This window comes from Fictibacillus fluitans (assembly GCF_030418125.1).
GTDB lineage: Bacteria > Bacillota > Bacilli > Bacillales > Fictibacillaceae > Fictibacillus_C > Fictibacillus_C fluitans.
This window is the reverse complement of sequence record NZ_JAUHTR010000003.1, coordinates 41626-67742: the sequence shown is the minus strand read 5'-3', so window position 1 is coordinate 67742 and position 26117 is coordinate 41626. Positions and strand designations below refer to the sequence as shown.

Here is a 26117-nt window from a genome sequence, read left to right as displayed (position 1 = left end):
GGCTCAAGCGTCCTCTCCTTTGTTTGAAGCATTTCCATGTGTGTCCATAATTTCGTCTACTGTTCTCATCCTGCTGTCTTCGAGATTCCCTTCTCCCTTACGAACAAACGAGGGCTCTTCGATTTCGTACTCGTCACTCACTTTACCTTCCCTGTCCGCTACTTCCTGGGCTGCAACGGTCCGTTTGGCATAAGGAAGGACCTTTAATCTTTCATAAGGTATTTCCTCTCCCGTGTCAACGCATTTCCCGTAGGTACCCTCTTCGATACGCTGGAGCGCCTGGTTAATGTCTTCAAGAATTTCCTCTTGATTTTCATCAAGCGCCATTGCCAATTCGCGGTCATATAATTCACTCCCCATATCACCAAAGTGGCTGTCAACTGAGCTAATTTCCCCTGTAGACTCTTGCAGGCTTTCGTCGTTCTCCCTTAATTCCTGCTGTTCCTCAAGTTGTTTCTTCATCCCCAGCAATGATTGTTCGAGTTCGTTGATTTGTTGTTTAGTTAAGCTCATGATGGTCCTCCTCATACTTGTTAGTGATTAGTATTTACCCTGTTTTACCGAAAATAACACGCACTAACCCTCCGAACAGGCATAAACTTTATTCTTCTGTAAAAAAAGCCTCCCGTTTGAACGGGCGGCTTTATTCTTTGGCATGTTTGTCTTTATGCTCCATTTCATCAATTGCCTCTTCTTCTTCCCCCAGTACTCCTTCATCAATTTCTTCTTTATACGCATAGGATAAAAGAAGGGATACGAGGATTCCGCCCCCGATTAAATTACCAATGGTTGCGGGAATCAGATTTAAAAGAATGAACTTGTACCAGCTGATATCAAAGCCTTCAAGTACAGAAATGCTGAAATACCCCATATTCGCTACGGCATGCTGAAAGTTTCCGGCTTCAAAGATAATGACAGGAAGCATGATGCCGAGGATTTTCCCTACGACATCTCTTGCAGCAGTAGCCAGGATTGCTGCCGCTCCAATCAGCCAGTTGGCAAGAATGCCTGAGAAAAGGACCTGGAACCAGCCCCATGTTCCGCGATGTGTGAATTCCATTTTCTTTTCCATGAATGTGAGCAGGTGTTCATAAAATTCACCATGCAGCGATCCTGAAAAATTAAGCAGGAAGCCGACAAACAACGCACCAAGAAAGTTTCCTATGTAACAGATAAGCCAAAAATAGAGCAATTTTTTGCTGATCCAGTAATTGCTTTGCATGATATAGCTGGGCAGGAGTATGTTTACCTCAGTAAAGAGGATAGAGCCTGATAAAAAGACCATGGCATAGCCGATCGTAAAACCGACACCTGCAAGCAGATTCATTACACCCTGGCTGTCCACTTGCATGGTCAGCAATACTGAACCGAGAGCTCCAAAGGCGATGAACGCTCCAGCCAGGCTCGAGAGAATAAACTGGGCCATGTAAGACGTTTGCAGGGATTCCTTTCCTTTTTCAATAAAGCTTTCCACAATCTGAGCAGGAAAAAAATATTGACGCTCCGGTTTTATGGGTTTTGATGCTTTTTTAGTTTCGCTATTGGTACCTGCGCTCATTCATACCCCTCCATTTCCCTGCTAGGATTCCCCGCCGCAGTAAGCCTCAAACAAAAGTGGAATAAAATTGCTCATAGCGTTCCCGAAAACATCCTGCATTATGTTGATTTTTATAAATGAAGACACAAAAATAAGGCGCTGTTTATGTGAATGAACATAAACCTGCGCCTCATTTAATGTACTTGCTATTCACTTATTGATTTTCCTTTCTTTACTTTCAAACACATGTCTTGCATTGCTTGCAGACTTGCATCTTTCAGTTTATTTTCCTTCTTTGGATTCCCACATGCCCACATGATGCGAAAATAGTTTTCACGGACTATTTTCTGTTGCGCCATGATTCTAGCATGTTTCGCTTACTGTTGTCATTGGAATCACGTCCTCTGAAATTGATGCGTACCCGTCATCTGGTTTCCCACACGTCCACATATCGCAAAACCAGTTTTCACGGGCTGGTTTTTTGTTGGATATGATCCTGACATGCTTCGCTAACATTTTTCATTGGAATCACGCCTTTAACAGATGATGTGATATTAAATAGACTTCTTTGAAGACCCACATGCTAAGCTTTTTTAAGGCCTTATCAGCATGCTTCGCTTTCGTTCTTCATTGGAATCTACTCCCTTCCTTTGTTACGTTTATAATACTGTATTCTATTCATAATTAAAATATTCAGAATAATCTATTTTGTCTGATATTAACCCTTTTTGCTTACTTCACCTCCGCCCTATGAGTTTTTTTATAAAATTCCTTCTTTTTTCTTCATATTTCAACAAAAACTAAATAAAATCTTTAGAAACCGCCTTTTCCTGAATCTTTTACCGGGTATGTCCGTGTGTAAGGAATGCCGGCATATTTGTAAACAATTACAATTTGCTTGACCGGTAAGTCATGGAGAATGCCGATATTCTTTTTTTGTCCTGCAGAAACTTTTTGCCCGCGCACCGGTCTCCATGAATCTTTTATATTCATTAAGGCTTCAGGAGGAACTTCATTATTATTAATATAAAAAGCTTCTATTTTCATGGAAAGGAATCCCGTATTTTCTGCGGACAGCATCGTGTGAACCGCAGATGTTTTTTGGATTTGCAATTCAAGCGGCGGCACCAGGCTGCTGTAGAAATAGGCGGCAAACCCAGCAATCACAACCAAACCGGCCACCCTGCTTCTTATCTTTTTCTTCATGAATATAATCACCTTGTTGCCTTTCCACTTTTTTCTCTATTGTCTCTTTCTTTACCAGCGAATATCAATAAAAAAAAGCAAAAATTCTAATGTGACAGATTTCAAAACATTTGAAAAATAAATGTTGCAATTCCCATGCATAATAGTAAGAGATTTTTCCATTGTCTGCTATGCTTTTAATAATCAGGATATGAAAGGATGGTCTTGTGAGAAAAAAAGGTCTATCTCTCATCACAGCTCTTTCCATTTTATCCGCATTGGTCTGGCTGGTGGGTCTTGCATGGGTCCTTCAGGATCAATTTTTTGCGGATGGCAAAAGCCGGCAGGCAGAAACGATGCAGCCGGATACCCCTCAAAAACAAAAGGACAATTCATCATCAGCAAAAAAGCTGCAAATCGCGGCAATTGGTGATTCATTGACAAGAGGAACAGGAGATCCTGATGGCAAGGGATACATCGGTTACCTCAAGGAAGAATTGGCAAAGAAAACAAAAAAGGAAATTGAATTGACCAATTCTGCGATAAAAGGGCAGACCTCTTCCCAGCTTATTAAGCAAATCCAGCAGCCTCAGATTCAGCGGCAAATCAAAAATGCGGATGTGATTCTGCTTACCATTGGCGGCAATGATTTATTCCGTGGAGGACAAGCACTGGAGGAGCTGGATTCACAAAATATCAATAAAACCGAAGACGCCTATCTTTCAAATTTAAAAGCGATTTATAAAGAAGTCCGTTCGCTGAACAAAAGCGGTATAGTCTATCATGTGGGGCTTTATAATCCCTTCAGTGACATGAAGGATTCGAAAACGACCTCCGGCATCGTCAGAAAGTGGAATTATGATTCAGCAAACGCTGCTGCGGCCCAGCCCAATATCATCTATGTACCTACATTTGACCTTTTCGAACTGAATGTGAATGATTACTTGTACAGTGACCACTTTCATCCAAACAAACAGGGATACCAATTAATCGGAGAGCGCACCGCTTCCCTCATCCGTTTTAGCGAGGAGGACCAGAAATGAGCCAATCCCCTGCTCTATCCGTAAAAAACCTTCGTAAGACAATCGGTAAAAAAGACATCATTAAAGGCATATCCTTTGACCTGTATCCTGGTGAAGTTTTTGGGTTTTTAGGTCCAAACGGTGCCGGAAAAACGACAACTATCCGTATGATTGTCGGTTTGATTAAACCCTCTTCCGGCACTGTCTTGATTGGAGGTAAAAACATTCAGACCCACTTTGGCGATGCGATGAAAGACTTGGGCTGTATCGTGGAAAATCCTGAGCTGTATCCTTATTTGACCGGCTGGGAAAACCTTGAGCATTTCGCCCGGATGGATTCTTCCATTCCGCTTAAGCGTCTTTATGAAGTGGTCGATCTTGTGGATATGGGTAACCGTATTCATGACAGAGTGGGAACCTACTCCCTGGGTATGAGGCAGAGGCTTGGAATCGCCCAGGCCTTGCTTGGCAATCCCAAGTTGCTGATCCTTGATGAACCTACCAACGGACTCGATCCGGCGGGGATCCGTGAAATGAGGGAGTTCATTCGATTCCTCGCTGAAAAAGAGAAGTTATGTGTCATGGTTTCTTCCCATTTACTTAGTGAGATCCAGCTCATGTGCGACCGGGTCGCCATTATTTCCAAGGGAAGCATCATCCGTGTAGATTCTGTTCATGCCTTGCTGGCAGAACAAGAACGGGTGGTGTGGAAGGCCGAACCGCAGGAAAAAGCAGAGTCCCTGCTCAGGGAAGTCACAAATGTTACACGTTCAGAAGAATTTCTTATTACCTTATATGATGAAAGCCAAATCGGGAATTGGAATCGAATGCTCGTTACTGCAGGAGTGGAAGTGAAAGAGATGCGGACAAAGCTGCCTGCCCTCGAAGATCTTTTCCTGGAACTGACAGGAGGCGAGCATATTGAATAAACTTGTTCATAATGAATTGCTTAAGCTATTCAGAAAAAGGCGTTTGTTCGTTATTATCCTTATCATCGCCGCCCTTGTTCCTCTTTTTACGTATGCACAGTATCAGGAAGTAAAAACAACCCGCGAAAAATTGGGGAACGTGGATTGGAGAACACAGCTCCAGCAGGAAATTGTGGATACACAAAATCGGCTGAGCTCAAGCAGGATGCAGGATGACTGGAGAAAATATCTGAAAATCCGTCTGGCTCAGCAGCAATACTACCTGGACCACAATATCAACCCGCAGGCTCCCGGTGCTCCCACCTTCATGAGAGTGTTTGTCGAAAACTCCATTGATTTGCTGCTTCCACTGCTCGTTATGGTTGTCGCTGCAGATCTCGTTTCTTCTGAAGCGAGTGGAGGAACCATCAAGCTTCTGCTTACCCGTCCAGTCAAACGATGGCGGATTTTATTGAGTAAATATTTAGCTTTGATTCTATCCGTCTCTTTTATTGTGACAGCATCCGCGGTGTTATCCTATGGCATATCCGGCGTAGTGTTCGGTTATGGCGGATGGGGCATGCCGCTCCTCACCGGTTTTAGCACAAGCGGAGAGGAATTAGTTACAAACAATGTTCATCTCATACCGCAATGGCAGTACATTCTTATGGAGTTTGGTTTAGTCTGGTTTGTATGCCTGGTTGTCGGAACATTGACCTTCATGCTTTCCGTTTTGCTCAGAAGCACCGCGGCTGTCATGGGAATCATGCTGGCCGCACTTATCGCCGGAGCGATTCTTTCCAACATGGTATCGTCTTGGGAAAGTGCGAAATATTTGTTTATGGTTAACCTCAGCCTGACCGATTACATCAGTGGAATGGCCACACCAATAGAAGGAATGTCCCTTGGCTTTTCACTCATCGTCCTTTTAGTCTGGGCAATAGCTGGACTTGTTGTTTCCTTTACAGTGTTTACAAAAAAAGATGTGTACTAAATAAAAAAGCTGAAGCAGAGAAATATCTGCTTCAGCTTTTTTTATTTTAGACACCACTCTCAGGATGTTCGGCAGGCTTTGTTGTGTTCCCTTTGTTTGAACGTTTCTTCATCAAGCCAATCAGGACGACGGCAGCAATGACAATGATCTCAAAACCGTACTTAATGAACGGATTGCTGAAATACTCCTTCATAAACGGCTCGCCGACGATCATTTTTGCAGCTGTCCAGGCGAGAATGGCAGCCCCGATGGTAATAATGAACGGAAACTTGTCGATCAGTTTCAAGAAAAGTGTACTGCCCCAAACAACGATAGGAACAGAAATCAATAATCCAAGAATAACGAGCAAAAAGTCTCCATGAGCTGCTCCAGCCACAGCCAGCACATTATCAAGACCCATCACCGCATCGGCGATAATAATGGTCCGGATTGCTCCCCAAATACTATTCTGTGCCTTAATGTCATGGTCTTTCTCCTCCACCATAAGCTTATAGGCAATATAGATCAGAATCAGGCCCCCTGCCAGCAGCAGGCCAGGTACTTTAAGCAGCCAGACAACAGCCATCGTTGCGACTGCACGGATGACGATAGCTCCTACTGTCCCCCAGATAATAACCTTTTTTTGCTGTTCTTTCTTAAGGTTTCTCGCTGCAAGCCCTATAACAATCGCATTGTCGCCTGCAAGTACCAGGTCAATGATGACAATGGATAAAAGTGCAGACAGAAATTCAGTTGATAAAAAATCCATCAGTAAATATCCTCCTTGATTTCCAGTTCATACACCGTTTGATGTCAAAACCATATAAAATAATTTCAAATTCCTTACTATCATTTCTTAAAAAGCCTGGTGACATGCATCGTCAATTTCTCAATCCTAACTTTGTCCTTCACCTCTCAATCCTGCTTTTTAAGAATTTTGGCACGTTAAAGTATACGGTTTGTCACCCATAAGGTTTCACTCATTTTTAGGCAGCGAAAAAATTGGGCTTCCACGTCTCTATTGCAGAAACAAGGGGAATACTGGATTTAGCAAGGCAAAAGGAGTTTATTATGATTGTATTTCTGAAAGAACTGAAATTGCGTTTTTTTGAAGATAAAGTGTTTGATTTGTCGGCACAACTGGCTTATTACTTTTTGGTTTCGCTGTTTCCATTCTCATTTCTGGTTTTCTCCATACTGGGCTTTCTGCCGATTTCTTCATCCTCCGTACTGGAGCTCATCCGCCCGTTTGCCCCAGTTCAGGCATTTAACCTGCTGGAATATAATTTGATTTCGGTTCTGGATCAAAGCCGCGGAGATATTTTTTCAATCAGTCTGGTGGTCACACTCTGGCTGTCATCGATCGGCATTCTTGCCATTATCCGTGTGTTCAATCAAGCCTATCATGTAGAAGAAAACCGGCCGTTTATCAGGGAACTGCTGGTGGGAATTCTTTTGACCATCGGCCTGGTAATTGCGATTGTTTCCTCCCTGCTGCTTCCCGTTTTTGGAAGCTCAATCGGCCTCTTTTTAGCCAATCACCTTGGATACAGTCATCCGGCTTTTCATTTCTGGACCACGACCCGTTGGTCATTGGGCTTTGTGATCCTCATGGTTATGTTTGTTTCTCTGTATCTCATCGCCCCGAATGTCCGCCTGAGATTAAAACATGTGCTCCCTGGCGCATTTTTTTCAACCGTTGGATGGCAGCTGATTTCGCTTGGATTTTCCTACTACGTGACTTTGTTTGATTACCGTCAGATTTATGGAAACCTGGGAGCTTTGCTTACGCTTATGATCTGGTTCTACCTGTCCGCCATGATCCTGATCCTCGGCGGGCAGCTCAATGCAATTTTGGTCACCATGCATCAAAGGAAAACATGAAAAATTCATGAAGTTACCAACATTACAGATTGACTTTTTACCCGTTCCAGTTAATCATTTAATAAGAGATAGTTATTTTACATAGAGGATGATGGCCAGAAATGCGTTTAAAGAATGTAATTATTATTATTGTGCTGCTGGCAGCAGCCATTTTTCTTATTCCTTATAGCATTCCATTGATTTTAGCGCTTATGACCGCTTTGGTGCTTGAGCCTGCGATCAAACTTTGCATAAACCACTTTAAAATTAGAAGGCTGCTGTCCGTAACGATTGTGTTTATCTTATTTCTTGCCGGATTCGGCATTTTCACCTACTGGCTGACAACAACACTGGTTGTTCAGACCATTGATTTTCTTACAATGGTTCCAAAGTATGCTGTAAAAGTATTCAGCCTGATCGAAAAAGATTTATATAAAGTAGAAAAGCTCTATGCATCCCTCCCTCCAGAAGTCCTTTCGACTGTCCAGAATGCCTTGGACGGATTTAAGAATTATGCCGGGAACTTTGCAACCAAACTGACAAATGGAATAATCTCGGTAGCCGCAGCCATACCTCAGCTGCTTCTCTACCTTATTATTTATTTGGTTGCTTTATTTTTGATTTCACTCGATTTGCCCCGGCTGTTTGCCAACTTTCTCAATCTGTTTACTACCTCTGCCCGGGAAAAGGTCGAGCTCGTCTTTACCCAGCTGTCCAGAGCAACGGTAGGATTTATCCGCGCCCAGCTGATCTTAAGCTTCATTACCTATGTGCTTGCATTAATCGGCCTTTTAATCCTGGATGTCAAATATGCCGTCCTGATTGCTTTGTTTATCATTCTTGTAGATATCCTTCCCATACTGGGTACGGGATCATTTATCGTCCCCTGGGCGGTCTATAATTTTGTTGTAGGCGATGACTTCCTTGCGATCGGTTTGATCATCATGTTTGTTCTTCTTACTGTTATCCGGCGTATTATCGAGCCCAAAATCCTGGGATCCAGCCTTGGAATTTCAGCGCTTGCAGCACTGATCAGCCTCTATCTTGGCTTCCAGCTCCTCGGTTTCATCGGATTGATCGTCGGGCCGGCTCTTGTTATCATCTATGAAGCACTGCGCAGTGCAGGCTTCATAAAAATTAAAATTGATTTTTAAGCTCTTTTTAAGAAAAGCATGATATGGTTAAAGTACAAACCTCCGTTTGTACTTTTTTTTATTTTCAGGTTAGATTACCAGTGATTTATGGGAATTATAGAAGAAGATACAAAAAAAACGGACCCTGCTATTAAAGAAGAAACGAATAACTATATTTGCACGTCTTGTAGAAGTTGGAGGAATTATGGCAACCCAAGTGAAGGAACGAGATTATTATTTTGACAATGCACGCTTTATTTTAATTTTTTTGGTAGTGTTCGGACACTTTATTTCTCCGATTAAAAGCCAAAGTGATTGGCTATACACTATCTATAATTTCATTTATACCTTTCACATGCCGGCATTTATTTTAATCTCCGGATTTTTCACCAAGGGAGTACTCAAAGATGGATACCTTTCCAAAATCTTCAAGAAGATTCTTATCCCATACATCATCTTCCAGTTGATTTATTCATTTTTTTATTACGATTTATACAATAAAAGTGAAATGAAGCTTAACTTTTTCGATCCGCATTGGGCACTGTGGTTTCTATTAAGCCTCGTATTTTGGAACGTCCTTTTAAAAGTCTTTGTGAAAATGAAATACCCGCTGCTCCTGGCAATCGGCATCGGAATTGCTGTTGGCTACATAACAGAAATCGGTACGTACCTGAGCCTTCTGCGAACCTTTGTCTTTTTCCCGGTCTTTCTTCTGGGACACTATTTGACCAAAAGGGATTTCAAACAAATTTTAAAGCCATCAATACGCATCGCTTCAGGTATTTTCCTTGTACTGATGTTTTTGGCCTATCATTTCTTTATTCCGGATCATGCCAAGGACTGGCTCCTCTCCTCTTCTTCCTATGCGGATATATTGGGGCACAATGAATGGTATGGCGGAGTAATACGTCTCGCCTTGTATGCGGTCATGTTTTTGTCAACGTTCAGCTTTCTGGCCATCATACCAAAACGGAGATTTTTCTTTACCGAATTTGGAGAACGGACGTTATATATCTATCTGCTGCATGGTTTTGTGTTGAAATATTTGTTTACAACCGATTTGTTTTCATCGATTGAGGACAACAATTATTATGTCATGCTCCTTATTCTCGCGGTAATCATTACGATGTTCTTGGCCAGCAAGCCGGTAATCGCTCTTGCGCAGCCGCTGATCGAGCTCCGCTGGTCCAAGCTTAACCGAATGCTGAAAAAAGAAGAAAAATCATAAAAACCATCCAGAAATCATTCTTCTGGATGGTTTTTTTCTTTGTATGAAGCGCGATGCAGAAGAAACTGAAGGATAAGATAAGCCGAAAGCCGGCTGGTCATATCCCTGAAATCAAGGGTCGGGTCCACCTCTACAATATCCATACCTTTAACTTCCGGGCAGGCGGAGAGGTATTGTATCCCCTGAATAAGTGCTTCACTGGTCATTCCCCCCGGCCCGATAGCCGGGCAGCCGGGAGCATATGCCTGGTCCAGTACGTCCATATCCACCGAAACATAAATGGAAGAAACCTTTGATTTTAATGTGCGAATGCTCTCTTCCAAAATCTTTTTTGTCCCCAAACGGCTGACTTCGTTCATTGAATAGACCGTAATTCCATTTTCTTTTGCATAATTCGTATACATCCTGCCATTGGAAAAATCCCGGATTCCGATTTGTATAAGATGCTCCCCTTTAATATCGGTTCCTTCTATTAATTGGCGAAATGGCGTTCCATTGGAAGGTCCCCCATCTCCAAGATTGCGGAGATCGTGATGGGCATCAAATTGAATAACTCCAACTGGGCCTTTATTTTTTCTAAAGGCTTTGATGCTTGACGCACTGATGGAATGGTCGCCGCCAAGGATTACGGGAACGATATCCGGATTGCGTTCAAGCACTTCTTGAATCACCTGAACAAACCTGCTTCGGGTTTCATGAATATCTGTTACATGAGGAGTGATATCCCCAAAATCGGTAATGATGGAGGATTCCAAATCGAGATCCCTTTCCACACTGTAGGTGGTAAAGGAAGACAGCATTTTGCGAATCACTTCAGGCGCCATGGCAGCTCCTGAGTGGGATATGGATGTTTTGGATAAGGGAGCCCCGATCAGCCCAATTCCACTTGCCGGGCTGCCGTTCCAGGCTTTTAGCAATTCACCTGCTTTCGTTATCCCACTATCCTTGAATTTAGCTTCACTGGAGGGCAACAGATGCCGGATATCATGCATAAGAAGGTTTCCTCTCCTGAGCTTTCCTGCCTTTTTTCCATACGGTGTTCACATGGTTCACACCATAGTGATAAGGGAGATAATGATAGTTGGGAATGTCCCATAACACAATGTCTGCCCATCTTCCAGTCTCGATCCCCCCAGCTTCTTCCCCTCTTCCGATCGCATACGCAGCATTTACTGTGACCGCATTCCAGATTTCCTCCGGTTTCATCTTCAGGCGCAATGCAGCCAAATTCATGATAAACTGCAGGTTTTCCGTAGGAGAGCTTCCTGGGTTGAAATCGGTTGACAAGGCGACGGCTCCGCCTGCTTCAATTATGCTTCTGGCAGGAGCATAGCTGTCTTTGCCAAGATAAAATGTAGTTCCGGGAAGCAGGACGGCAATGGTCGGCGATGCTCCAAGCATGGTGATTCCTTTTTCAGAAACACCAACCAGATGATCTGCCGTCACCGCTCCAATTTCACATGCCATTTCCGTTCCGCCAAGAGGGTCAATTTCATCTGCATGAATTTTAACTCCAAATCCCATTTCCTTGGCTGATGCCAGAAATTTGCGGGATTGGTCAACGGTAAAGACACCTGTCTCGCAAAAAATATCAACATATTCCGCAAGTCCCTCTGCTTTGATTTCAGGTAATAAATTTAGCATGCTGTTTAAAAATGCTTCAGGTGCACCTTTATATTCAGAAGGCAGGGCATGTGCTCCCAAAAATGTGGAGACGATGTCCATTACGTGCTCTTCATTTAATTGTTTAACGACCCTTAGCTGTTTGAGCTCAGTTTCCCTGTCCAGTCCATAGCCGCTTTTTGCTTCCATGGTTGTGACGCCAAGGCTCAGGCTCCGGTCAAGATGGAACATCCCCTTTTTGAAAAGGGCTTCCTCACTTTCTGCTTTCGTCGCTTTTACAGTAGATAAAATTCCTCCGCCACGGCTGAGAATTTCCAAGTAGGACATCCCCTGCTGCTTTAATGCCATTTCATGTTCCCGTGAACCTCCAAAAACAAGGTGGGTATGAGGATCGACCAGTCCGGGAGAAACGACCTTTCCTCTGCAGTCTATTCTTTCTTTTGCCTCTAACCCTTTTGCCTCCTCGGCACTTCCGATAAATGAGATTTTTCCATCTTTTATCCCCAGCGCAGCATTTTCAATGACAGGAAGAACGGCCATGTCATTTCCCCGTTTTGGTCCCTCTGAACCCGCAATCATCAGCAGCTGGCCAATGGGTGTCAGTAGTGTATCCAGCATTTTTTTGCCTCCTATTCGTGCAGCATTGGCATATGAATTCCCTTTTCTTTAGCAGTGCTTTTAGCCAGATCGTATCCTGCATCCGCGTGCCGGACGACTCCCATGCCCGGGTCTGAGGTGAGCACCCTTTCGAGTCGTGCTGATGCTTCCAGGGTCCCATCTGCCACAATCACCATTCCGCTGTGCAGGGAATATCCCATTCCCACTCCTCCCCCATGATGGAGGGAAACCCAGCTTGCTCCATTGACCGAATTAATCAGCGCATTCAGAATTGGCCAGTCGGCCACCGCATCGCTGCCATCAAGCATGCTTTCAGTTTCCCTGTTTGGCGAGGCCACCGAGCCGCAATCCAGGTGGTCCCTTCCGATCACGATCGGAGCCGACAGTTCTCCCTTTGCCACCATTTCATTGATGATTCGGCCAAATTTTGCACGCTCACCATAACCGAGCCAGCAGATTCTTGAAGGCAGCCCTTGAAATTGAACTTTTTCCCGGGCCATTTTAATCCAATTGCATAAGTGCTCATCGTCAGCAAATTCCCTGAGAATGACTTCATCCGTTTTGTAGATATCTTCCGGATCACCTGACAATGCCACCCATCTAAATGGACCTTTCCCTTCACAGAACAAAGGCCTGATGAAAGCTGGGACAAAGCCTGGAAAAGCAAATGCATCTTTTACGCCTTCATCAAATGCAACCTGTCTGATGTTGTTGCCGTAATCGAATGCAACGGCTCCTTTTGCCTGCAGATCCAGCATAGCCTGGACGTGAACAGCCATGCTTTCTTTGGCTTTTTTGATATACACCGTGGGATTTTCCTTGCGTAGACGTTCTCCTTCTTCCATCGTCATTCCTGCAGGAAGATATCCGTTTAATGGGTCATGGGCCGACGTCTGGTCAGTCACGAGCTGCGGAACTTCATTTCTTTTCACAATCTCGGGCAATAGTTCTGCGGCATTCCCAAGTAAGCCAATGGAAAGCGGGCGTTTTTCAGCCATCGCTTTTTTGGCCATCATCAATGCTTCATCAAGATCAAGAGCAAGCACATCGCAATAATCTGTATCGATTCTGCGCTGGATGCGGGAAAGATCGCATTCAATGGCTATAACCACACCGCCGTTCATCGTTACGGCCAGCGGCTGGGCTCCTCCCATACCGCCGAGTCCCGCAGTAACGGTAAGTGTCCCTTCCAGTGATCCATTAAAATGCTTGCGGGCCGCTTCCCCAAACGTTTCATATGTGCCTTGAAGTATTCCCTGGGTTCCAATGTAAATCCAGCTTCCCGCCGTCATCTGCCCGTACATCATCAGCCCCTTACCGTCAAGCTCACGAAACGTTTCCCAGTTGGCCCATGCGGGGACAAGGTTGGAGTTGGCAAGGAGAACCCTGGGAGCATCGCTGTGAGACTTGAAGACGGCCACCGGTTTGCCTGATTGAATCAAAAGGGTTTCATCACTTTCAAGCACTTTTAGCGTTTCCACAATTTTTTCATAGCTATCCCAGTTTCTTGCCGCTTTTCCGATTCCTCCGTATACAACCAGTTCTTCCGGCTTTTCTGCCACTTCTGCATCAAGGTTGTTCATGAGCATCCGGAGAGCCGCCTCCTGTACCCACCCTTTTGTATGAAGCTGGTTTCCACGTGGAGCAGAGATTCGCTGAATGGTATCTGACATCTTAAGTTTCCTCCTTTTTATCGTTGCATTTCTTTTGAGTTTTCACCCGACATATCAATGAGGCCATCCCAGCGAATGTGTTTAAGCCATTCGTTCATTTTTTCAATATCATTTGAAAAAATACGGTCTGATGTAATCGGCGGACAGATGGAGCTTGCCTGATCATATATCGTTCTCGTTCTAGGTGCCATCCGTTCAATTCCTTTGTAACGGACGGCCTGCAGTGCACATATCAATTCGATGGCCAACACCCTTCTCACATTTGTGATGATCTGGTAGGCATGCCTCGCTCCGATCGTTCCCATGCTGACATGGTCTTCCTGGTTGGCCGATGAGGGAATCGAATCAACACTGGCAGGATGGGCGAGTGTTTTATTCTCAGAAACAAGAGAAGCCGCACAATATTGCATAATCATTGCCCCTGACTCGAGGCCCGGATTGGGGCTCAAGAAGGCCGGCAGGTCACTAAGCTGCGGGTTCACCATCCGCTCGATGCGCCGTTCCGAAATGTTGGCAAATTCCGCCATGGCGATACTGAGAAAATCCATAGCCAGTGCAACAGGCTGGCCGTGAAAATTGCCGCCTGAAATGACCTTCCGCCCTTCATCAAAAATTAACGGGTTGTCTGTGGCCGCATTGATTTCAATTTCAAGCTTCTCTTTTACATAGCCAAGGGCCTGCCAGGAAGCTCCATGCACTTGAGGAATACAACGGATGGAATAGGCATCCTGTACTCTTGCTTCTCCCTGCCTGGTGGTCAGCCTGCTGCCTTCAAGATAAGACAGGATCCGATGTGCAACTTCACATTGTTCCCTGTACCCACGGGCGAGATGAATATCCTCGTCAAAGGCATCCGTAATGGCCGTTAATCCTTCCATCGTTAACGCCGCAATGGATTCAGCCTGGCTTGCCAGCTGTTCCGCCTCCAGATAAGCGGCCACCCCCTGCGCAGTCATGGCCTGTGTGCCATTGATCAATGCCAGGCCCTCTTTTGCTGTAAGAGTTAGCGGGAGAATTTCTTCCTGCAGCAACGCATCCATTGCGGAAATTCGCCTCCCGCGGTGCCAAACCTCTCCTTCCCCGATCAATGCGAGAGCCAGGTGGGAGAGCGGAGCTAAATCACCGCTTGCCCCAAGAGATCCCTGCTGGGGGATAACCGGATGAATTTCATGGTTTACTAGCTTTATCAGCGTTTCAACTACAGAAGGGCGAACACCGGAGTAGCCCTTCAAAAGAGCATTGGCCCGCAGGACCAACATGAGGCGGCTGACTTCTTCGGGAAACGGGGCACCTACCCCGCAGGCATGGCTTCTGATTAAATTCATTTGCAGCTTTTCTGTATCTTCAGGAGCAATATAAACATCACTCAGCTTCCCAAAACCGGTTGTGATGCCATATATCACATCTCCGTTATCCACAATCCGTTCAACGGCACTCCTGCTCTTGCGTACCCTTTCCATACTTGTTTCACAGGCAGCAACCTGTTCACCGTCTTTCATGATTCGTTTTGTTTCCTCAAGTGTCAGTGTATTCCCTGTCAATATGACCATGACGTTTCTGCTCCTTTTTCCCTTTAATGAATGGCAAACAAAAAGAGGCTGCATTTAAAGAAACAGGCATACCTGTTTTCTTCAATACAGCCCCCTGATCACTAATCACTATGGGCTTTAGTTATATGTGGTTAATACCGAGTCCAATGGCTTCATGCTCCAGCCCCTTAACGGGCGCGCCAATGGTTCCATATAAAGCTACAGCAATCCATTCTCCTTCTTCCGGCTGCTCATACGGCTGGCCCCTGACCACGGTAAACCGCAAACCGACGGTGCGAAGAACGGTTCCCAGCTGAACCTGGCCGCGGGTGACTCCGTGAAGCGCTTCCATAATCGCATGGTAGAGCGCATGAGTCTCCCGGTAGATGCTGCCGTTAATCACTTCATTCTTCTTGGCAGCTGTTTCAATCGCCGCCACAATTTTATTGGATTCCATTGAGCCTACCTTGCCGCTGCAATGAATCCATCCCAGTTCTTCCACGCTGTCCTGCCGTGTTTCATCCAATACATAAAGCATGGCAATCTTGCCAATCCGCTTCTGTTCTGCAAGTGACATCCTACCACTTCTTTCGCTCTTCCACTAATAGCTGAGTACTAACCTCAGTGTATTCGTTTCCGAATTGTTCGTCAATTCCCTTTCAACAACTTATCACTTTAGCAAAGCAGCACAATCCAATGTATAAACTAGCAATCTAGCGGACAAGCTGTAGGTAAATAATTCATGAAAGAGAGTGGTAGTGTTGATAAACGTTCAAAAGGAGATCGTACTGGCCACCATGAAGCGGCACCCTGTAAAAAATGAAAACAGCACTGATTTTTTCATCGGGTATGACGAGCAGGATACACCTTTTCTGATACTTCCAACGACACCGGGTCTGCTGCTTGAGGACGAATGCTACGGCATTTCTTTTCAGCGGGATGAGACTAATCCATATAAATACCATCTTGACACACACATTGTACCCATCAATTTAAACAGGATCCGGATGTTTATTGATCATCTGGCTTTCTTTTTCGGACCTGATCACAACATGCTCAATTGCTATCTGCAGGCTCCCGGGTATCAGGCTTATGTAAGCTGGAGCGAAAAAAAACAGGGGGAAATGATTCGGGAAACCTTGATGAAGTACGGAACAGTCAGCACAAAGGATGAAAAGAAGAAGTACAGCGACCTGCTTTCACAGCTTCTCAGCAGTTAACCTTTTGATGGTAAATTTTCTCACCAGGTAAATTGTTGACAAGCAACCGGTTCGTCAATATACTGCAAATAGTTTGAAAATATAAATTATTAATATTTTCTAATTTTTTATGAATGGAGGCATCTATGAATCTACTTCGAAAAAAATCCATCTCAGAAATGCTGGCACAAAGTCAGCAGAAAGGACTTAACCGTTCTCTCGGGGCTTTTGATCTTACCTTGCTTGGTATTGGGGCTATTATCGGAACCGGAATATTTGTCCTGACAGGAGTGGTTGCTGCTGAACATGCCGGCCCGGCTCTGATTCTTTCGTTCATTATTTCCGGACTCGCCTGTGCGTTTGCTGCTTTCTGTTATGCGGAATTCGCCTCAACCGTCCCTATTGCCGGCAGTGTTTACACCTACACCTATGCAACACTTGGAGAGATGTTTGCCTTTTTAATCGGCTGGGATCTTATGCTTGAATACCTGCTGGCGACATCTGCGGTTGCCACCGGGTGGTCCGCCTACTTCCAGTCACTGATCGCAGGATTCGGCCTGCACTTGCCGGCAGCACTGGCATCCGCTCCCGGTACAGGAAAAGGCGGTATGATTAATCTCCCGGCAGTTATAATTATCTTGATCATTACAACCTTATTAAGCAGGGGCATTCGCGAAAGCGCCCGTGTAAATAACATTATGGTTTTCATCAAGCTTGCCGTCATTATCCTGTTTATCGTGGCAGGAGTCGGCTATGTAAAACCCGATAACTGGACACCATTTATGCCGTTTGGATTTCAAGGCATCGTAGCTGGTGCGGCTACTGTATTCTTTGCTTATATTGGATTTGATGCGGTTGCGACCGCTGCCGAAGAGGTCAAGCGCCCGCAGCGGGATCTGCCGCTGGGGATCATCTGGTCGCTTGCGGTCTGTACAGCACTTTATATTATTGTGTCACTCGTCTTAACGGGAATGGTGCCGTTCGCCAAGCTGAATGTGGCCGACCCGGTTTCTTATGCTCTTCATTATGTGGGACAGGATTCCATTGCAGGTCTTGTATCGGTTGGTGCCATTACGGGAATCACCACCGTGCTTCTCGTCATGCTTTTTGCACAGGTCCGCATTTCTTATGCCATGAGCCGTGACGGTTTGCTGCCGCCTGTTCTGTCAAAAGTCCATGAAAGGTTTAAAACACCGTTTAAAAACACATGGCTCACCGGATTTGTAGCTGCAGGGATTGCCGGGTTTATCGATTTGACAACCCTTGCCCACCTCGTCAACATAGGGACGTTGTCCGCTTTTTCCCTCATTGCTGTTGCTGTCCTGGTGCTAAGAAAAACCCATCCCGATCTTAAACGATCGTTTAAAGCACCGTTTGTTCCAGTACTGCCAGTTCTGACAGTTATCTTCTGTGTATATTTGATGCTCAGCCTGCCGCCCCTCACATGGATTTCTTTTGCCGTTTGGATATCTGCAGGACTAGTCATCTATTTCCTTTATGCCCGCCAAAGAAGTCATCTGAATAAATAAAAAAACGTGTGCGGATATATTCCGCACACGTTTTTTATCCTGTAAACAGCTCTCCATCCGGATACCGGATATTTGACTTATCGGGTCTGGCAATCGAAAACGCGAGCGTTAGAGGTCCAATTTTCCCCAGAAACATCACGCAAATAATAATTATCTTTCCAAAAAGCGTCAATTTAAAGGTTAGTCCCATGGTAAGCCCCACTGTACCAAATGCCGATACCACCTCAAACAAAATCGTTAAAAAAGGGGCTTTTTCTGTCATAGCCAAAAACATAACACCCGTAAACACCAGCAGCATGCTGATGGTGGCAATAGCAAGTGCCCGGAGGATAATTCCTGATCTTATCGTCCGTTTCAAGACAGTAACTTCATTTTTCCCCCGCAAAAACGTAATTACAGCAAAAATAATCACAATAAACGTCGTCAGCTTAATTCCGCCGCCTGTCGAAGCACTTCCTGCCCCAATAAACATGAGCATGATCATAAAGAGAAGAGAATCCTGTCTCATTCCCCCAATATCAATTGTATTGAAACCTGCAGTCCGGGGCGAGATTCCCTGAAAATAGGCAGCCCACATCTTTTCTCCCCAGGACAATGGTCCAAGTGTGAGTGGGTTATTGTATTCAAACGTATAAAACACAAGAATGGAAACGATATTAACAATCAGCGTGCTCGCGATCATGATTCGCGAGTGCAGCGAAAGTTCTTTCCACTTTTTGCTGTACCAAAGATCCACCAGTACGGTAAAACCAATTCCTCCAGTAATAATCAACAAGGTGATGACAAGATTGACCGTAGGATCACCCACATACCTTACGAGATTATCAGGCCAAAGGCCAAAGCCAGCATTATTATAAGCGGCTATGGTGTGGAAGATACTGTAGTAGATCCCTTTTCCCCAGCCAAGATCAGGCACCCAGCGAAAGGAAAGGAGAACCACAGCAATGGCTTCAATCGACAGGGAAAAGATGAGAAGGTTTCTGACCAAACGGATCACTCCGCCGATCGATGGCTGGTTCAAAGCTTCCTGCATGATGAGCCGCTGTTTAATCCCTATTCGTTTTCCAAGCATAATGACAACGAGGAGGGCAAAGGACATGATCCCCAGTCCCCCCACCTGAATCAGAAAGAGAATGACAATCTCCCCAAATAAGGTAAAGGTAGAGCCGGGATCAACCGTCACTAGGCCTGTTACTGTAGCTGCAGATACCGCGGTAAAGAATGCATCAATCCAGCTGACCCCTTTTTCAGATGCTATGGGAAGCTTAAGCAGCAAAGCTCCGGCCACCACAAGCACCAGAAAAAGAAGGGCAAGAATTTGGGGAGGATTGAGCCTGATCGGTTCATACAGAAAAGTTCTCCGCTTTTCAACCTTCAGAGCCACTGGATGTTACACTCCTTCATTCTCAAATGTATTAAGATCCTTATTTTGGCCAATTACCACAAGCATATCCCCTTGTCTCAGCACAACATTGGCAATCGGGGAAACAAGTATATCATTTCCTTTTTTTATGGCCACGATATTGCAGCCATACTTCGCGCGAATATCGAGCTCTGTTAACGTTTTGCCTGAAAGCTTGTCTGTTACCCCTACTTCGATAATGCTATGCTCATTAGACAGCTCGATAAAATCAATAATCTTTTCGGAGGTGATCAGCTGCGCCACGCGGAGGGCCATATCCCTTTCCGGATGTATAATCCGGTCAGCCCCAAGCTTATCAAGAACTTTATGATGATAATCATTGGTTGCTTTAACCCATACCTTTTTAACACCAGCTTCTTTCAAGAGAAGGGTTGTCATGATACTGGATTGAATATCTTCACCGATTGATACGATGACATGGTTGAAATTTCGAATGCCCAGTGCCTTTAATGCTTTTTCATCTGTAGAGTTGGCCTGAACCGCCTGGGTGGCAATATTGGCAAACTCGTTAACCCGTTCAATATCTTTATCCACCGCCATGACTTCATATCCCATTTTTGCAAATTCTCTGCATATGCTTCCGCCAAAACGGCCCAACCCAATGACCGCAAACTGCTTGTTCATTGTTTTCTCTCCTTGTAGGTAAACTATCACGTTCGTTGGCAAATAAAAAAGACCATTAAAAAAAATGGTCAGCTACTATCCAAACTGTCCCTTTCTTCCAATTTAACGCTTACGAGGTTAGCTGACGGATTAGGAATCGGAAGTATCCCCTCTTTTGTAAAAAGATTCACCCCAAACAATTGGTTCCCCCGCTTTTAAGTTCTAAAAATCTTAAAATTAAGCGATCAAAAAGGCTATGCGGTTTTGAATAGTTATAATGTAATCCTGCAGGAATGAAAAGTCAATCCTTTCTTCCTTAGGTTAAAAAAGACCAGCCGCCTGCATGCAGATGATTGAGATTCCAAGCAGCCACACATAAATGGCAAAACCTTTTAATGAACCCTTTTTTACCAGGGCAATCATCCACTTCACCGCGAAATATCCAAAAACCGCGGACATCGCCGTACCGAGAAACAAAGAAAAAAAGGATAGCTTTTCCGCCTGGCCTCCGAGCACATCCTTTAGTTGCAGAAGGCACCCCCCTGCAATAGCCGGAATGGACAACAAAAACGAAAAATAGGCGGCTGTTCCCCTGTCAATTTTCCTGAAAAGCGCAGCTGCGATGGTCAGTCCAGACCTTGAAACCGCAGGCAGGATTGCAGCTCCCTGAAAACTGCCTATCAATACAGCATCCATTAGTGAGATATCTTCCAGTTGCTTATATCCCCTTGATTTCATGGAATCCGCTAGCCAAAGAATACAGCCTGTGGCAAGGAACTCCCATCCTACCGTAATCCCGGTTCTTGAAATCTCCTCAAAGTAATCCTTAAATGAAAGGCCGATGATGACAGTGGGTACGGTTCCCGCAGCCAAGAGCAGGGACAGCCTGCTGAATGGCCGGCGAATCAACTCTTTTATTTCTTTCCAATAAATTGTCATTACCGCAATCAGTGTTCCGATATGAAGCATGCTGTCCAGAAACAAGCCAGCTTCATCCAGCCGGAAAAAATGCCTTCCCAGCAGCAAATGGCCGGTGGAACTGATCGGCAAAAATTCAGTTAACCCTTGTATGATCCCCAACACCACTGCTTCAAGCCAGTCCAAACGATCACCTCTTATCACTCAGCATGATAAAGGTTATTCATATAGGGACAAGGATAGTACAGTATTAGAGATCTTAAGCTGTTTCTTTTAAAGAACTCCTGAAAACAGTCTGGCGGTGGATTCCTTTGTCCTTTCCCAAACGCTTCTTTTATAAAATCCGACCGGCCTGACTTTTTCACTTTCTTTGATATCTTCTTCGTAATGATCCACAAGATCCTTGATGGACGAGGCTCCGGTGAGGAACACATTGACTTCAAAATTAAGGTGAAAACTTCTCATGTCCATGTTTGCCGTTCCGATTGAAGCCAGATCTCCATCCACTATGATCACCTTTTGATGCAGAAACCCTTTTTTATAAGAGTAAATTTCAATTCCGCTGCGCAGCAATTCCGGAAAGTACGACCGGGTTGCGTATTGGGTGAGAAATCCATCATTGATCTCGGGTACCATAATTTTGACCTGAACCCCTTTTCTTGAGGCAATCCTGAGCGCAGTACGGATTGATTCTGTCGGCACAAAATAAGGGGTGGCAATCCATATTGATTTGGTAGCACAGGAGATCATTGAATAGTACAAATCGCTCATAATGCCTTCCTGAGTATCCGGGCCGCTTGGTACTACCTGAACAGCACCGTCCCCCTTCACAGGTACCGGTGTTAGATATTCTTCCGTTTCGAGCAGGTACTCATTACTCACATAATCCCAGTCAAGCAGAAATACGGCATGCAGGGTTTGCACCGCTTCCCCTTCCATTACCATATGGGTATCCCTCCAGAAGCCGAGCCTCTCATCTTCGCCCAAATACTCGATTCCTACATTCAAGCCTCCAACAAAGCCGACTGCACCGTCAATCACGATGATTTTACGGTGATTTCGAAAATTGAATTTTTGGTTGAAAAATCCGTATTTTATCGGAAGAAAGGAATACACATGAATGCCAGCTTTCTTCATTCTGTCCACTTCAGCAGACGATAGTGACAAGCTTCCAACCGCATCATACAGAAAACGGACCTCTACGCCTTCTTGTGCTTTTTCAATCAGAATATCAATGATTTCCTTTCCAAGGCGGTCGGATCTGAAAATGTAATATTCAATATGTATGTAGCGCTTAGCTTCTGAAAGACGTTTTTTGATTTCAGGAAATGTTTCATCTCCATTTTTCAGAATTTTGGTTTGGGTCGCAGTATTCTGAAAGGTCATTGTGACATTGTGGGAGAAACGGGAAAAACATGCTTGATGATCATTAAAATCAGAGAAGTCGGGTTTTTGCTCCCTCTTTGCCAACAGCTGAAGTTCTTCCCTGTCATGTTTCCGCTTTGTCCTGAAAAGATGTCCTTTTAAGTAAAGCTGGCCTGAATATAAATAAAAGATATAGCCTAAAAGTGGCAAAAAAACGAGGGCATAGATCCATACCAGAGTATGCTGAGCAGTCCTGTTTTCTAAAATCAAGGAATATATCGTAACAAGAAGAATGGAAGCATACAACGCAGCCAGGCCCCATTTCCAATATAGTCCGAAGTCGGAAAAAACGATAACATATAGCGCGGCGATCATTATGAGTACAAAGATAAATTCAATAATCCGTTTCATGGTACATTCTCCTACTGCTAATAAATTTATATGAAAATTTCCCTATATCACACCTCTTTAAACAGAAAGAAGGAGAAAGAGCTCTCCTTCTTACCATTCGTCCCGATCATGTTCAAATAAATCAATGACTCCAAGCACAATGTGCGCCAATCCGAAACCAAGCAGAACCTTTGAAAGGCCGGAATACTTTCGGGTGGATGCTCCAAACGAAAAAGAAGCCAAGCTTACAATGGTTCCGAGGACCGTCGGAATCATCCCTTCTCTTCTCAGCATAACAGCACTACCTCCTTAAGCTGGAATAACCTTAGTATTTTCAACTTTGGGCGGAGTATGTTACACAAAGGGGTTTTGGGCACAAAAAAAACAACGGGAAAAATTCCCGTCGCCTTAAGGGGCCAAGGTCAAGGCTTCATGCTGTTTTTTATCATTTCCGAATTTGTCGTATATCGTAACCAGCGTTTCAAGGTCATCTCTGGAGAGTTTGCTCAGAAGATTTTCCATGCTTACCAGCCGGCGTTCTTCCGCTTCTTTTAAAATGCTGCTGCCGGTTTCTGATAATTCTAGGTATACAATCCTGCGGTCAGCCTCACTGCGGTAACGCTGAACATAATTTTTTTTATAGAGTCTGTCCACCGCCACCGTTACGGCACTCGGCTTTACCTCAAGCATCTCGGCCAGCTCCGTAACCGTCCAGCGGTCTCTTATCGAAAGCATTCTCATGAGAATATATTGGGTCCTTGTCAAATCTCCTTCACCTGTCGTTTCCGGATGCAAACTTTTTGACAGTATATAATGAGCCACTTCCAGCTTTTCTACATATGCCTTTAGTCCTTCTATTTTCATTGAATAGAGTCCCCCAACTTTATGATCTAATAACATTATACTAAAAAATCTAAACATTGGAAAATCATTTTTTTGAAAATTTAGCATTCCTAGGCTTAATGACCCATAATAAAACCAAAAAGAGGACTGTCTGCTTGTAAAAGGGCTGAAAGAATGGGAAAAAGGTATGCAAGAGAGGATCAGTCGAAGGAAAAGCAGAATACGAAGCAGAAAAAAGGGCTGTTTCATCATGGCACTTGTCCAGACTTCAGCCGGCATACGAGCATATTGTAATCATGTAGAGAATATCACTCTCTCTGCCGGCCAGAAGTCTCACCGGCAAAACAGCACTTCCCCACCCCAATTCTTCATCATGCGTTCGGCTTTTTGCCATAATCCAAATGATTATGGCCTTTTTTTATTTTTTGGGAAGTTGAAATGAGGTATATGGATCTGTAAATTTCGACAGTTCAGCCGGCAAATCCCCTTTTGTGAAAACCTGCTGAATCTCCCGGTGTGTAATTTCCATCCGTGACAGAGCCGGATAAATGGAAAAATCGGATTTTGGGTTATACCGGGTTCCCATGGTTTGAAATGCTTTGAGTGTAGACTCTTCAATTCCGTTCACATATTGGTGAATTTGGTGAATTTGCTGGACAATCATCAGATATTCAGCTTTTAAACGCTGCATTTCATCAATTTTCTTTTTCATGGTCCTTGTTGATGCATCCACTTCCCGGTCTCTTGCCTGCAAAAGAGTATCAACAAATTCCTTCATTCTGTCATGTTTGCTATCTTTCAGCTCATCGAGATGTTCCATGGCGTCTCTTTCTTTTGCCATAAGCCGAAGATACTCATTCTTGCTCTCATGGAGCGCATCCATATCCACTTTTGAATTTCTTCGGCCATATTGCCCAAGCAAATGCTCATATTCTCTTGAAGCTGCCTCCTTTTGTCTGTTAATCACTTTCCATCGATCATGTGCCTCGCTAATACGCTCCTCATAATCCTTGCTCATTTGATTAAATTGCCTAAGTTCAGGATACACAATCTTTGCTCCTTTCATCTGGGTAAAACGATAACGGAAAAATTCTCCTGTTACAGTATTCGTTAAAGGATTTTGGTTTAGCGGCCTCGAAACTTACAGAGTTATAGACAATACATAGAAGAAAGAGGACAGCCATGAAACGAATTATCGCCGTCCGGCATTGTAAGGCTTCAGGTCAGGAAAGAAGCGCTGTACTTACAAAAGAAGGAATTGCGCAATCACAAAAACTGAAGGCTCATTTAATGAAGGAACCGATCGACAGAATCATATCAAGCCCCTTTATCCGTGCTGTGGCTACCATTGAACCGCTGGCACACTTCAAGAACGTGCCCATCGAAACAGATGAACGCCTTTCAGAACGAATTCTCTCTTCACAGAATTTGCCGGACTGGCTCGACCATCTGGAACATTCATTCACCCACTTTGAAGCTGTACTTGAAGGAGGCGAATCCAGCCAGCGGGCAACAGACCGCGTGACCTGGCTGATTCAGGAGATCGAAAACTCATCGCACCAGTGTACTGTTCTTGTCACCCATGGAAACTTATTAGCCTTGCTGCTGCGAACGTTTGATGAGCGCATCGGTTTTGCAGAATGGAAGCAGCTTTCCAATCCGGATGTTTATGAAATCTTTCTGGATGAGGGTCGTATCCAAAGAAATCTCCCATTAAACTGGTAGTTGTTTCCACACCCCCAACCATGGTCACCTATACCCGAAACCTGTGTTGTAGCTAACATCACTATACAAAAACGGGAGGAATTCATCCATGAAAAAGGTAGTAGTAGCTTCAATTCTAGGTGCATCTCTTTTTGGTGTGAACGCAGGGATTTCACATGCGGCAGATTGCCCGCAATCTCAAAACGTACAGGTACAGCAGGGTCAATCCAGTGCTGATATCAATAAATTAATCGAATCATTAAAGGCGCAAGGATTCGATGTACAAGCTCAAAACGTTGAGCAGCAACAACAAGCTCCAGCGCAAGAAAAAACACAAGCAGCTCCTAAGCAGGCACAGCAGCAAACAAGTGCAGCGCCAAAGTCTGACGCGGCAGCCGGACAGCTGACTGCTGATGAAAAGCAAATGGTTGAAAAAGTAAACCAAGAGCGTGAAAAAGCAGGAGTAAAACCACTTCAAGTGGACATGGAACTTACCAAAATGGCCCGTGTAAAAGCACAGGACATGATTGATAACAACTATTTCGATCATAACTCACCGAAGTACGGATCTCCATTTGATATGATGAAGAAATTCGGTATCCAATACCAAACAGCAGGTGAGAACCTTGCTGGAAACTCTTCAGTAGACGGAGCTCATACTTCACTTATGAACTCACAGGGTCACCGCGAAAACATTCTTAAATCTGACTACACAAAAGTCGGAATCGGAATTGTGGACGGTGGAAAATACGGTAAAATGTTTGTACAAGAATTTACTGGATAATAATTGATTTCAAAGAGGCGGCCTTTAGGGCTGCCTCTTTTCTTGCATAAAGTCAGCCAAACAAAAA

General features: G+C 44.5%; 26 protein-coding genes and 1 riboswitch. Of the genes, 10 read left to right on the top strand and 16 right to left on the bottom strand.

Annotation, left to right across the window (positions count from 1 at the left end; genetic code table 11):
• Window positions 1-3 precede the first annotated feature (3 nt).
• From QYB97_RS07555 to QYB97_RS07545, 3 genes are all read right to left on the bottom strand, one after another.
• Window positions 4-513 carry a TraR/DksA C4-type zinc finger protein gene (locus QYB97_RS07555; protein ID WP_301165376.1) on the bottom strand — a complete coding sequence of 170 codons (510 nt, stop codon included), beginning with the start codon at window positions 511-513 and terminating at the stop codon, window positions 4-6.
• A gap of 130 nt (window positions 514-643) precedes the next feature.
• The gene (locus QYB97_RS07550; protein ID WP_301165375.1) at window positions 644-1558 is read right to left on the bottom strand and encodes a formate/nitrite transporter family protein; all 915 of its coding nucleotides are present in this window, start codon (window positions 1556-1558) and stop codon (window positions 644-646) included.
• A 792-nt stretch (window positions 1559-2350) separates the two neighbouring features.
• The gene (locus QYB97_RS07545; RefSeq protein WP_301165374.1) at window positions 2351-2743 is read right to left on the bottom strand and encodes a hypothetical protein; all 393 of its coding nucleotides are present in this window, start codon (window positions 2741-2743) and stop codon (window positions 2351-2353) included.
• A 206-nt stretch (window positions 2744-2949) separates the two neighbouring features.
• Between QYB97_RS07545 and QYB97_RS07540 the strand changes: the two genes are divergently transcribed.
• Genes QYB97_RS07540 through QYB97_RS07530 form a run of 3 tightly spaced genes read left to right on the top strand, consistent with a single transcriptional unit; the run spans window position 2950 to window position 5646 of the window.
• Window positions 2950-3765 carry a GDSL-type esterase/lipase family protein gene (locus QYB97_RS07540; RefSeq protein ID WP_301165373.1) on the top strand — a complete coding sequence of 272 codons (816 nt, stop codon included), beginning with the start codon at window positions 2950-2952 and terminating at the stop codon, window positions 3763-3765.
• Window positions 3762-4673, top strand: coding sequence for an ABC transporter ATP-binding protein (locus QYB97_RS07535; RefSeq protein ID WP_301165372.1), 912 nt, complete (start codon window positions 3762-3764; stop codon window positions 4671-4673). The genes QYB97_RS07540 and QYB97_RS07535 overlap by 4 nt, the downstream gene beginning before the upstream one ends.
• A complete protein-coding gene (locus QYB97_RS07530; RefSeq protein ID WP_301165371.1) occupies window positions 4666-5646 on the top strand; it encodes an ABC transporter permease in 981 nt (326 codons plus the stop codon). The genes QYB97_RS07535 and QYB97_RS07530 overlap by 8 nt, the downstream gene beginning before the upstream one ends.
• Before the next feature lie 46 nt (window positions 5647-5692).
• On the opposite strand, the gene QYB97_RS07525 is transcribed toward QYB97_RS07530, so the two are convergent.
• Window positions 5693-6394 carry a TerC family protein gene (locus tag QYB97_RS07525; protein WP_301165370.1) on the bottom strand — a complete coding sequence of 234 codons (702 nt, stop codon included), beginning with the start codon at window positions 6392-6394 and terminating at the stop codon, window positions 5693-5695.
• A gap of 302 nt (window positions 6395-6696) precedes the next feature.
• Here QYB97_RS07525 and QYB97_RS07520 point away from each other — a divergent pair, with 302 nt between their 5' ends.
• From QYB97_RS07520 to QYB97_RS07510, 3 genes are all read left to right on the top strand, one after another.
• Window positions 6697-7509, top strand: a complete 813-nt coding sequence (locus QYB97_RS07520) for a YihY/virulence factor BrkB family protein (RefSeq protein WP_301165369.1) — start codon at window positions 6697-6699, stop codon at window positions 7507-7509.
• A gap of 101 nt (window positions 7510-7610) precedes the next feature.
• Window positions 7611-8642, top strand: a complete 1032-nt coding sequence (gene ytvI, locus QYB97_RS07515; protein WP_301165368.1) for a sporulation integral membrane protein YtvI — start codon at window positions 7611-7613, stop codon at window positions 8640-8642.
• Between the two features lie 184 nt (window positions 8643-8826).
• A complete protein-coding gene (locus QYB97_RS07510; RefSeq protein ID WP_301165367.1) occupies window positions 8827-9849 on the top strand; it encodes an acyltransferase family protein in 1023 nt (340 codons plus the stop codon).
• A gap of 14 nt (window positions 9850-9863) precedes the next feature.
• Here QYB97_RS07510 and hutG read toward each other — a convergent pair whose 3' ends face one another.
• From hutG to hutP, 5 genes are all read right to left on the bottom strand, one after another.
• On the bottom strand, window positions 9864-10841 hold the full coding sequence (gene hutG, locus QYB97_RS07505) for a formimidoylglutamase (protein ID WP_301165366.1): 978 nt from the start codon (window positions 10839-10841) through the stop codon (window positions 9864-9866).
• A complete protein-coding gene (gene hutI / locus QYB97_RS07500; RefSeq protein WP_301165365.1) occupies window positions 10834-12090 on the bottom strand; it encodes an imidazolonepropionase in 1257 nt (418 codons plus the stop codon). The genes hutG and hutI overlap by 8 nt, the downstream gene beginning before the upstream one ends.
• Before the next feature lie 11 nt (window positions 12091-12101).
• The gene (gene hutU / locus QYB97_RS07495) at window positions 12102-13763 is read right to left on the bottom strand and encodes a urocanate hydratase (protein WP_301165364.1); all 1662 of its coding nucleotides are present in this window, start codon (window positions 13761-13763) and stop codon (window positions 12102-12104) included.
• Between the two features lie 17 nt (window positions 13764-13780).
• Window positions 13781-15313, bottom strand: a complete 1533-nt coding sequence (gene hutH, locus QYB97_RS07490; protein WP_301165363.1) for a histidine ammonia-lyase — start codon at window positions 15311-15313, stop codon at window positions 13781-13783.
• A 121-nt stretch (window positions 15314-15434) separates the two neighbouring features.
• Window positions 15435-15869, bottom strand: a complete 435-nt coding sequence (gene hutP / locus QYB97_RS07485) for a histidine utilization transcription antiterminator HutP (protein WP_301165362.1) — start codon at window positions 15867-15869, stop codon at window positions 15435-15437.
• A 184-nt stretch (window positions 15870-16053) separates the two neighbouring features.
• Here hutP and QYB97_RS07480 point away from each other — a divergent pair, with 184 nt between their 5' ends.
• Together QYB97_RS07480 and bcaP are read left to right on the top strand one after the other, a co-directional pair.
• On the top strand, window positions 16054-16512 hold the full coding sequence (locus QYB97_RS07480; RefSeq protein ID WP_301165361.1) for a hypothetical protein: 459 nt from the start codon (window positions 16054-16056) through the stop codon (window positions 16510-16512).
• 125 nt (window positions 16513-16637) lie between these two features.
• Window positions 16638-18020: a branched-chain amino acid transporter BcaP gene (gene bcaP, locus QYB97_RS07475; RefSeq protein WP_301165360.1), complete on the top strand. Its 1383-nt coding sequence runs from the start codon at window positions 16638-16640 to the stop codon at window positions 18018-18020.
• Window positions 18021-18054: 34 nt separating this feature from the next.
• Here bcaP and QYB97_RS07470 read toward each other — a convergent pair whose 3' ends face one another.
• The 7 genes from QYB97_RS07470 to QYB97_RS07440 all read right to left on the bottom strand — a co-directional run bounded on the left by QYB97_RS07470 (window position 18055) and on the right by QYB97_RS07440 (window position 24610).
• Entirely contained in the window at window positions 18055-19398 is a 1344-nt protein-coding gene (locus tag QYB97_RS07470) for a TrkH family potassium uptake protein (RefSeq protein ID WP_301165694.1), read from the bottom strand.
• A gap of 12 nt (window positions 19399-19410) precedes the next feature.
• On the bottom strand, window positions 19411-20067 hold the full coding sequence (locus QYB97_RS07465) for a potassium channel family protein (RefSeq protein WP_301165359.1): 657 nt from the start codon (window positions 20065-20067) through the stop codon (window positions 19411-19413).
• 91 nt (window positions 20068-20158) lie between these two features.
• Window positions 20159-20300: riboswitch (cyclic di-AMP (ydaO/yuaA leader) on the bottom strand.
• 67 nt (window positions 20301-20367) lie between these two features.
• Window positions 20368-21150: an undecaprenyl-diphosphate phosphatase gene (locus QYB97_RS07460; protein ID WP_301165358.1), complete on the bottom strand. Its 783-nt coding sequence runs from the start codon at window positions 21148-21150 to the stop codon at window positions 20368-20370.
• 87 nt (window positions 21151-21237) lie between these two features.
• Window positions 21238-22740 carry a cardiolipin synthase gene (gene cls / locus QYB97_RS07455; protein WP_301165357.1) on the bottom strand — a complete coding sequence of 501 codons (1503 nt, stop codon included), beginning with the start codon at window positions 22738-22740 and terminating at the stop codon, window positions 21238-21240.
• A 90-nt stretch (window positions 22741-22830) separates the two neighbouring features.
• A complete protein-coding gene (locus QYB97_RS07450) occupies window positions 22831-23013 on the bottom strand; it encodes an asparagine synthase (protein ID WP_283893134.1) in 183 nt (60 codons plus the stop codon).
• 114 nt (window positions 23014-23127) lie between these two features.
• Complete coding sequence (locus QYB97_RS07445) at window positions 23128-23583, bottom strand: MarR family winged helix-turn-helix transcriptional regulator (RefSeq protein WP_301165356.1); 456 nt, start codon at window positions 23581-23583, stop codon at window positions 23128-23130.
• Window positions 23584-23980: 397 nt separating this feature from the next.
• Entirely contained in the window at window positions 23981-24610 is a 630-nt protein-coding gene (locus QYB97_RS07440; protein WP_301165355.1) for a hypothetical protein, read from the bottom strand.
• 134 nt (window positions 24611-24744) lie between these two features.
• Here QYB97_RS07440 and QYB97_RS07435 point away from each other — a divergent pair, with 134 nt between their 5' ends.
• Together QYB97_RS07435 and QYB97_RS07430 are read left to right on the top strand one after the other, a co-directional pair.
• Complete coding sequence (locus tag QYB97_RS07435) at window positions 24745-25287, top strand: histidine phosphatase family protein (RefSeq protein ID WP_301165354.1); 543 nt, start codon at window positions 24745-24747, stop codon at window positions 25285-25287.
• An 88-nt stretch (window positions 25288-25375) separates the two neighbouring features.
• Window positions 25376-26050, top strand: coding sequence for a CAP domain-containing protein (locus QYB97_RS07430; RefSeq protein ID WP_301165353.1), 675 nt, complete (start codon window positions 25376-25378; stop codon window positions 26048-26050).
• Window positions 26051-26117 lie beyond the last annotated feature (67 nt).

What these genes read in the sequence shown, in the direction of transcription:
- cls (WP_301165357.1), bottom strand. Translation starts at nt 22,740, where the DNA reads ATGAAACGGATTATTGAATTTATCTTTGTACTCATAATGATCGCCGCG.
- hutI (WP_301165365.1), bottom strand. Translation starts at nt 12,090, where the DNA reads ATGCTGGATACACTACTGACACCCATTGGCCAGCTGCTGATGATTGCG.
- QYB97_RS07450 (WP_283893134.1), bottom strand. Translation starts at nt 23,013, where the DNA reads ATGCTGAGAAGAGAAGGGATGATTCCGACGGTCCTCGGAACCATTGTA.
- bcaP (WP_301165360.1), top strand. Translation starts at nt 16,638, where the DNA reads ATGAATCTACTTCGAAAAAAATCCATCTCAGAAATGCTGGCACAAAGT.
- QYB97_RS07555 (WP_301165376.1), bottom strand. Translation starts at nt 513, where the DNA reads ATGAGCTTAACTAAACAACAAATCAACGAACTCGAACAATCATTGCTG.
- QYB97_RS07550 (WP_301165375.1), bottom strand. Translation starts at nt 1,558, where the DNA reads ATGAGCGCAGGTACCAATAGCGAAACTAAAAAAGCATCAAAACCCATA.
- QYB97_RS07525 (WP_301165370.1), bottom strand. Translation starts at nt 6,394, where the DNA reads ATGGATTTTTTATCAACTGAATTTCTGTCTGCACTTTTATCCATTGTC.
- QYB97_RS07545 (WP_301165374.1), bottom strand. Translation starts at nt 2,743, where the DNA reads ATGAAGAAAAAGATAAGAAGCAGGGTGGCCGGTTTGGTTGTGATTGCT.
- ytvI (WP_301165368.1), top strand. Translation starts at nt 7,611, where the DNA reads ATGCGTTTAAAGAATGTAATTATTATTATTGTGCTGCTGGCAGCAGCC.
- QYB97_RS07465 (WP_301165359.1), bottom strand. Translation starts at nt 20,067, where the DNA reads ATGAACAAGCAGTTTGCGGTCATTGGGTTGGGCCGTTTTGGCGGAAGC.
- QYB97_RS07520 (WP_301165369.1), top strand. Translation starts at nt 6,697, where the DNA reads ATGATTGTATTTCTGAAAGAACTGAAATTGCGTTTTTTTGAAGATAAA.
- QYB97_RS07435 (WP_301165354.1), top strand. Translation starts at nt 24,745, where the DNA reads ATGAAACGAATTATCGCCGTCCGGCATTGTAAGGCTTCAGGTCAGGAA.
- hutG (WP_301165366.1), bottom strand. Translation starts at nt 10,841, where the DNA reads ATGCATGATATCCGGCATCTGTTGCCCTCCAGTGAAGCTAAATTCAAG.
- QYB97_RS07510 (WP_301165367.1), top strand. Translation starts at nt 8,827, where the DNA reads ATGGCAACCCAAGTGAAGGAACGAGATTATTATTTTGACAATGCACGC.
- hutH (WP_301165363.1), bottom strand. Translation starts at nt 15,313, where the DNA reads ATGGTCATATTGACAGGGAATACACTGACACTTGAGGAAACAAAACGA.
- QYB97_RS07535 (WP_301165372.1), top strand. Translation starts at nt 3,762, where the DNA reads ATGAGCCAATCCCCTGCTCTATCCGTAAAAAACCTTCGTAAGACAATC.
- QYB97_RS07445 (WP_301165356.1), bottom strand. Translation starts at nt 23,583, where the DNA reads ATGAAAATAGAAGGACTAAAGGCATATGTAGAAAAGCTGGAAGTGGCT.
- hutP (WP_301165362.1), bottom strand. Translation starts at nt 15,869, where the DNA reads ATGTCACTTGCAGAACAGAAGCGGATTGGCAAGATTGCCATGCTTTAT.
- hutU (WP_301165364.1), bottom strand. Translation starts at nt 13,763, where the DNA reads ATGTCAGATACCATTCAGCGAATCTCTGCTCCACGTGGAAACCAGCTT.
- QYB97_RS07430 (WP_301165353.1), top strand. Translation starts at nt 25,376, where the DNA reads ATGAAAAAGGTAGTAGTAGCTTCAATTCTAGGTGCATCTCTTTTTGGT.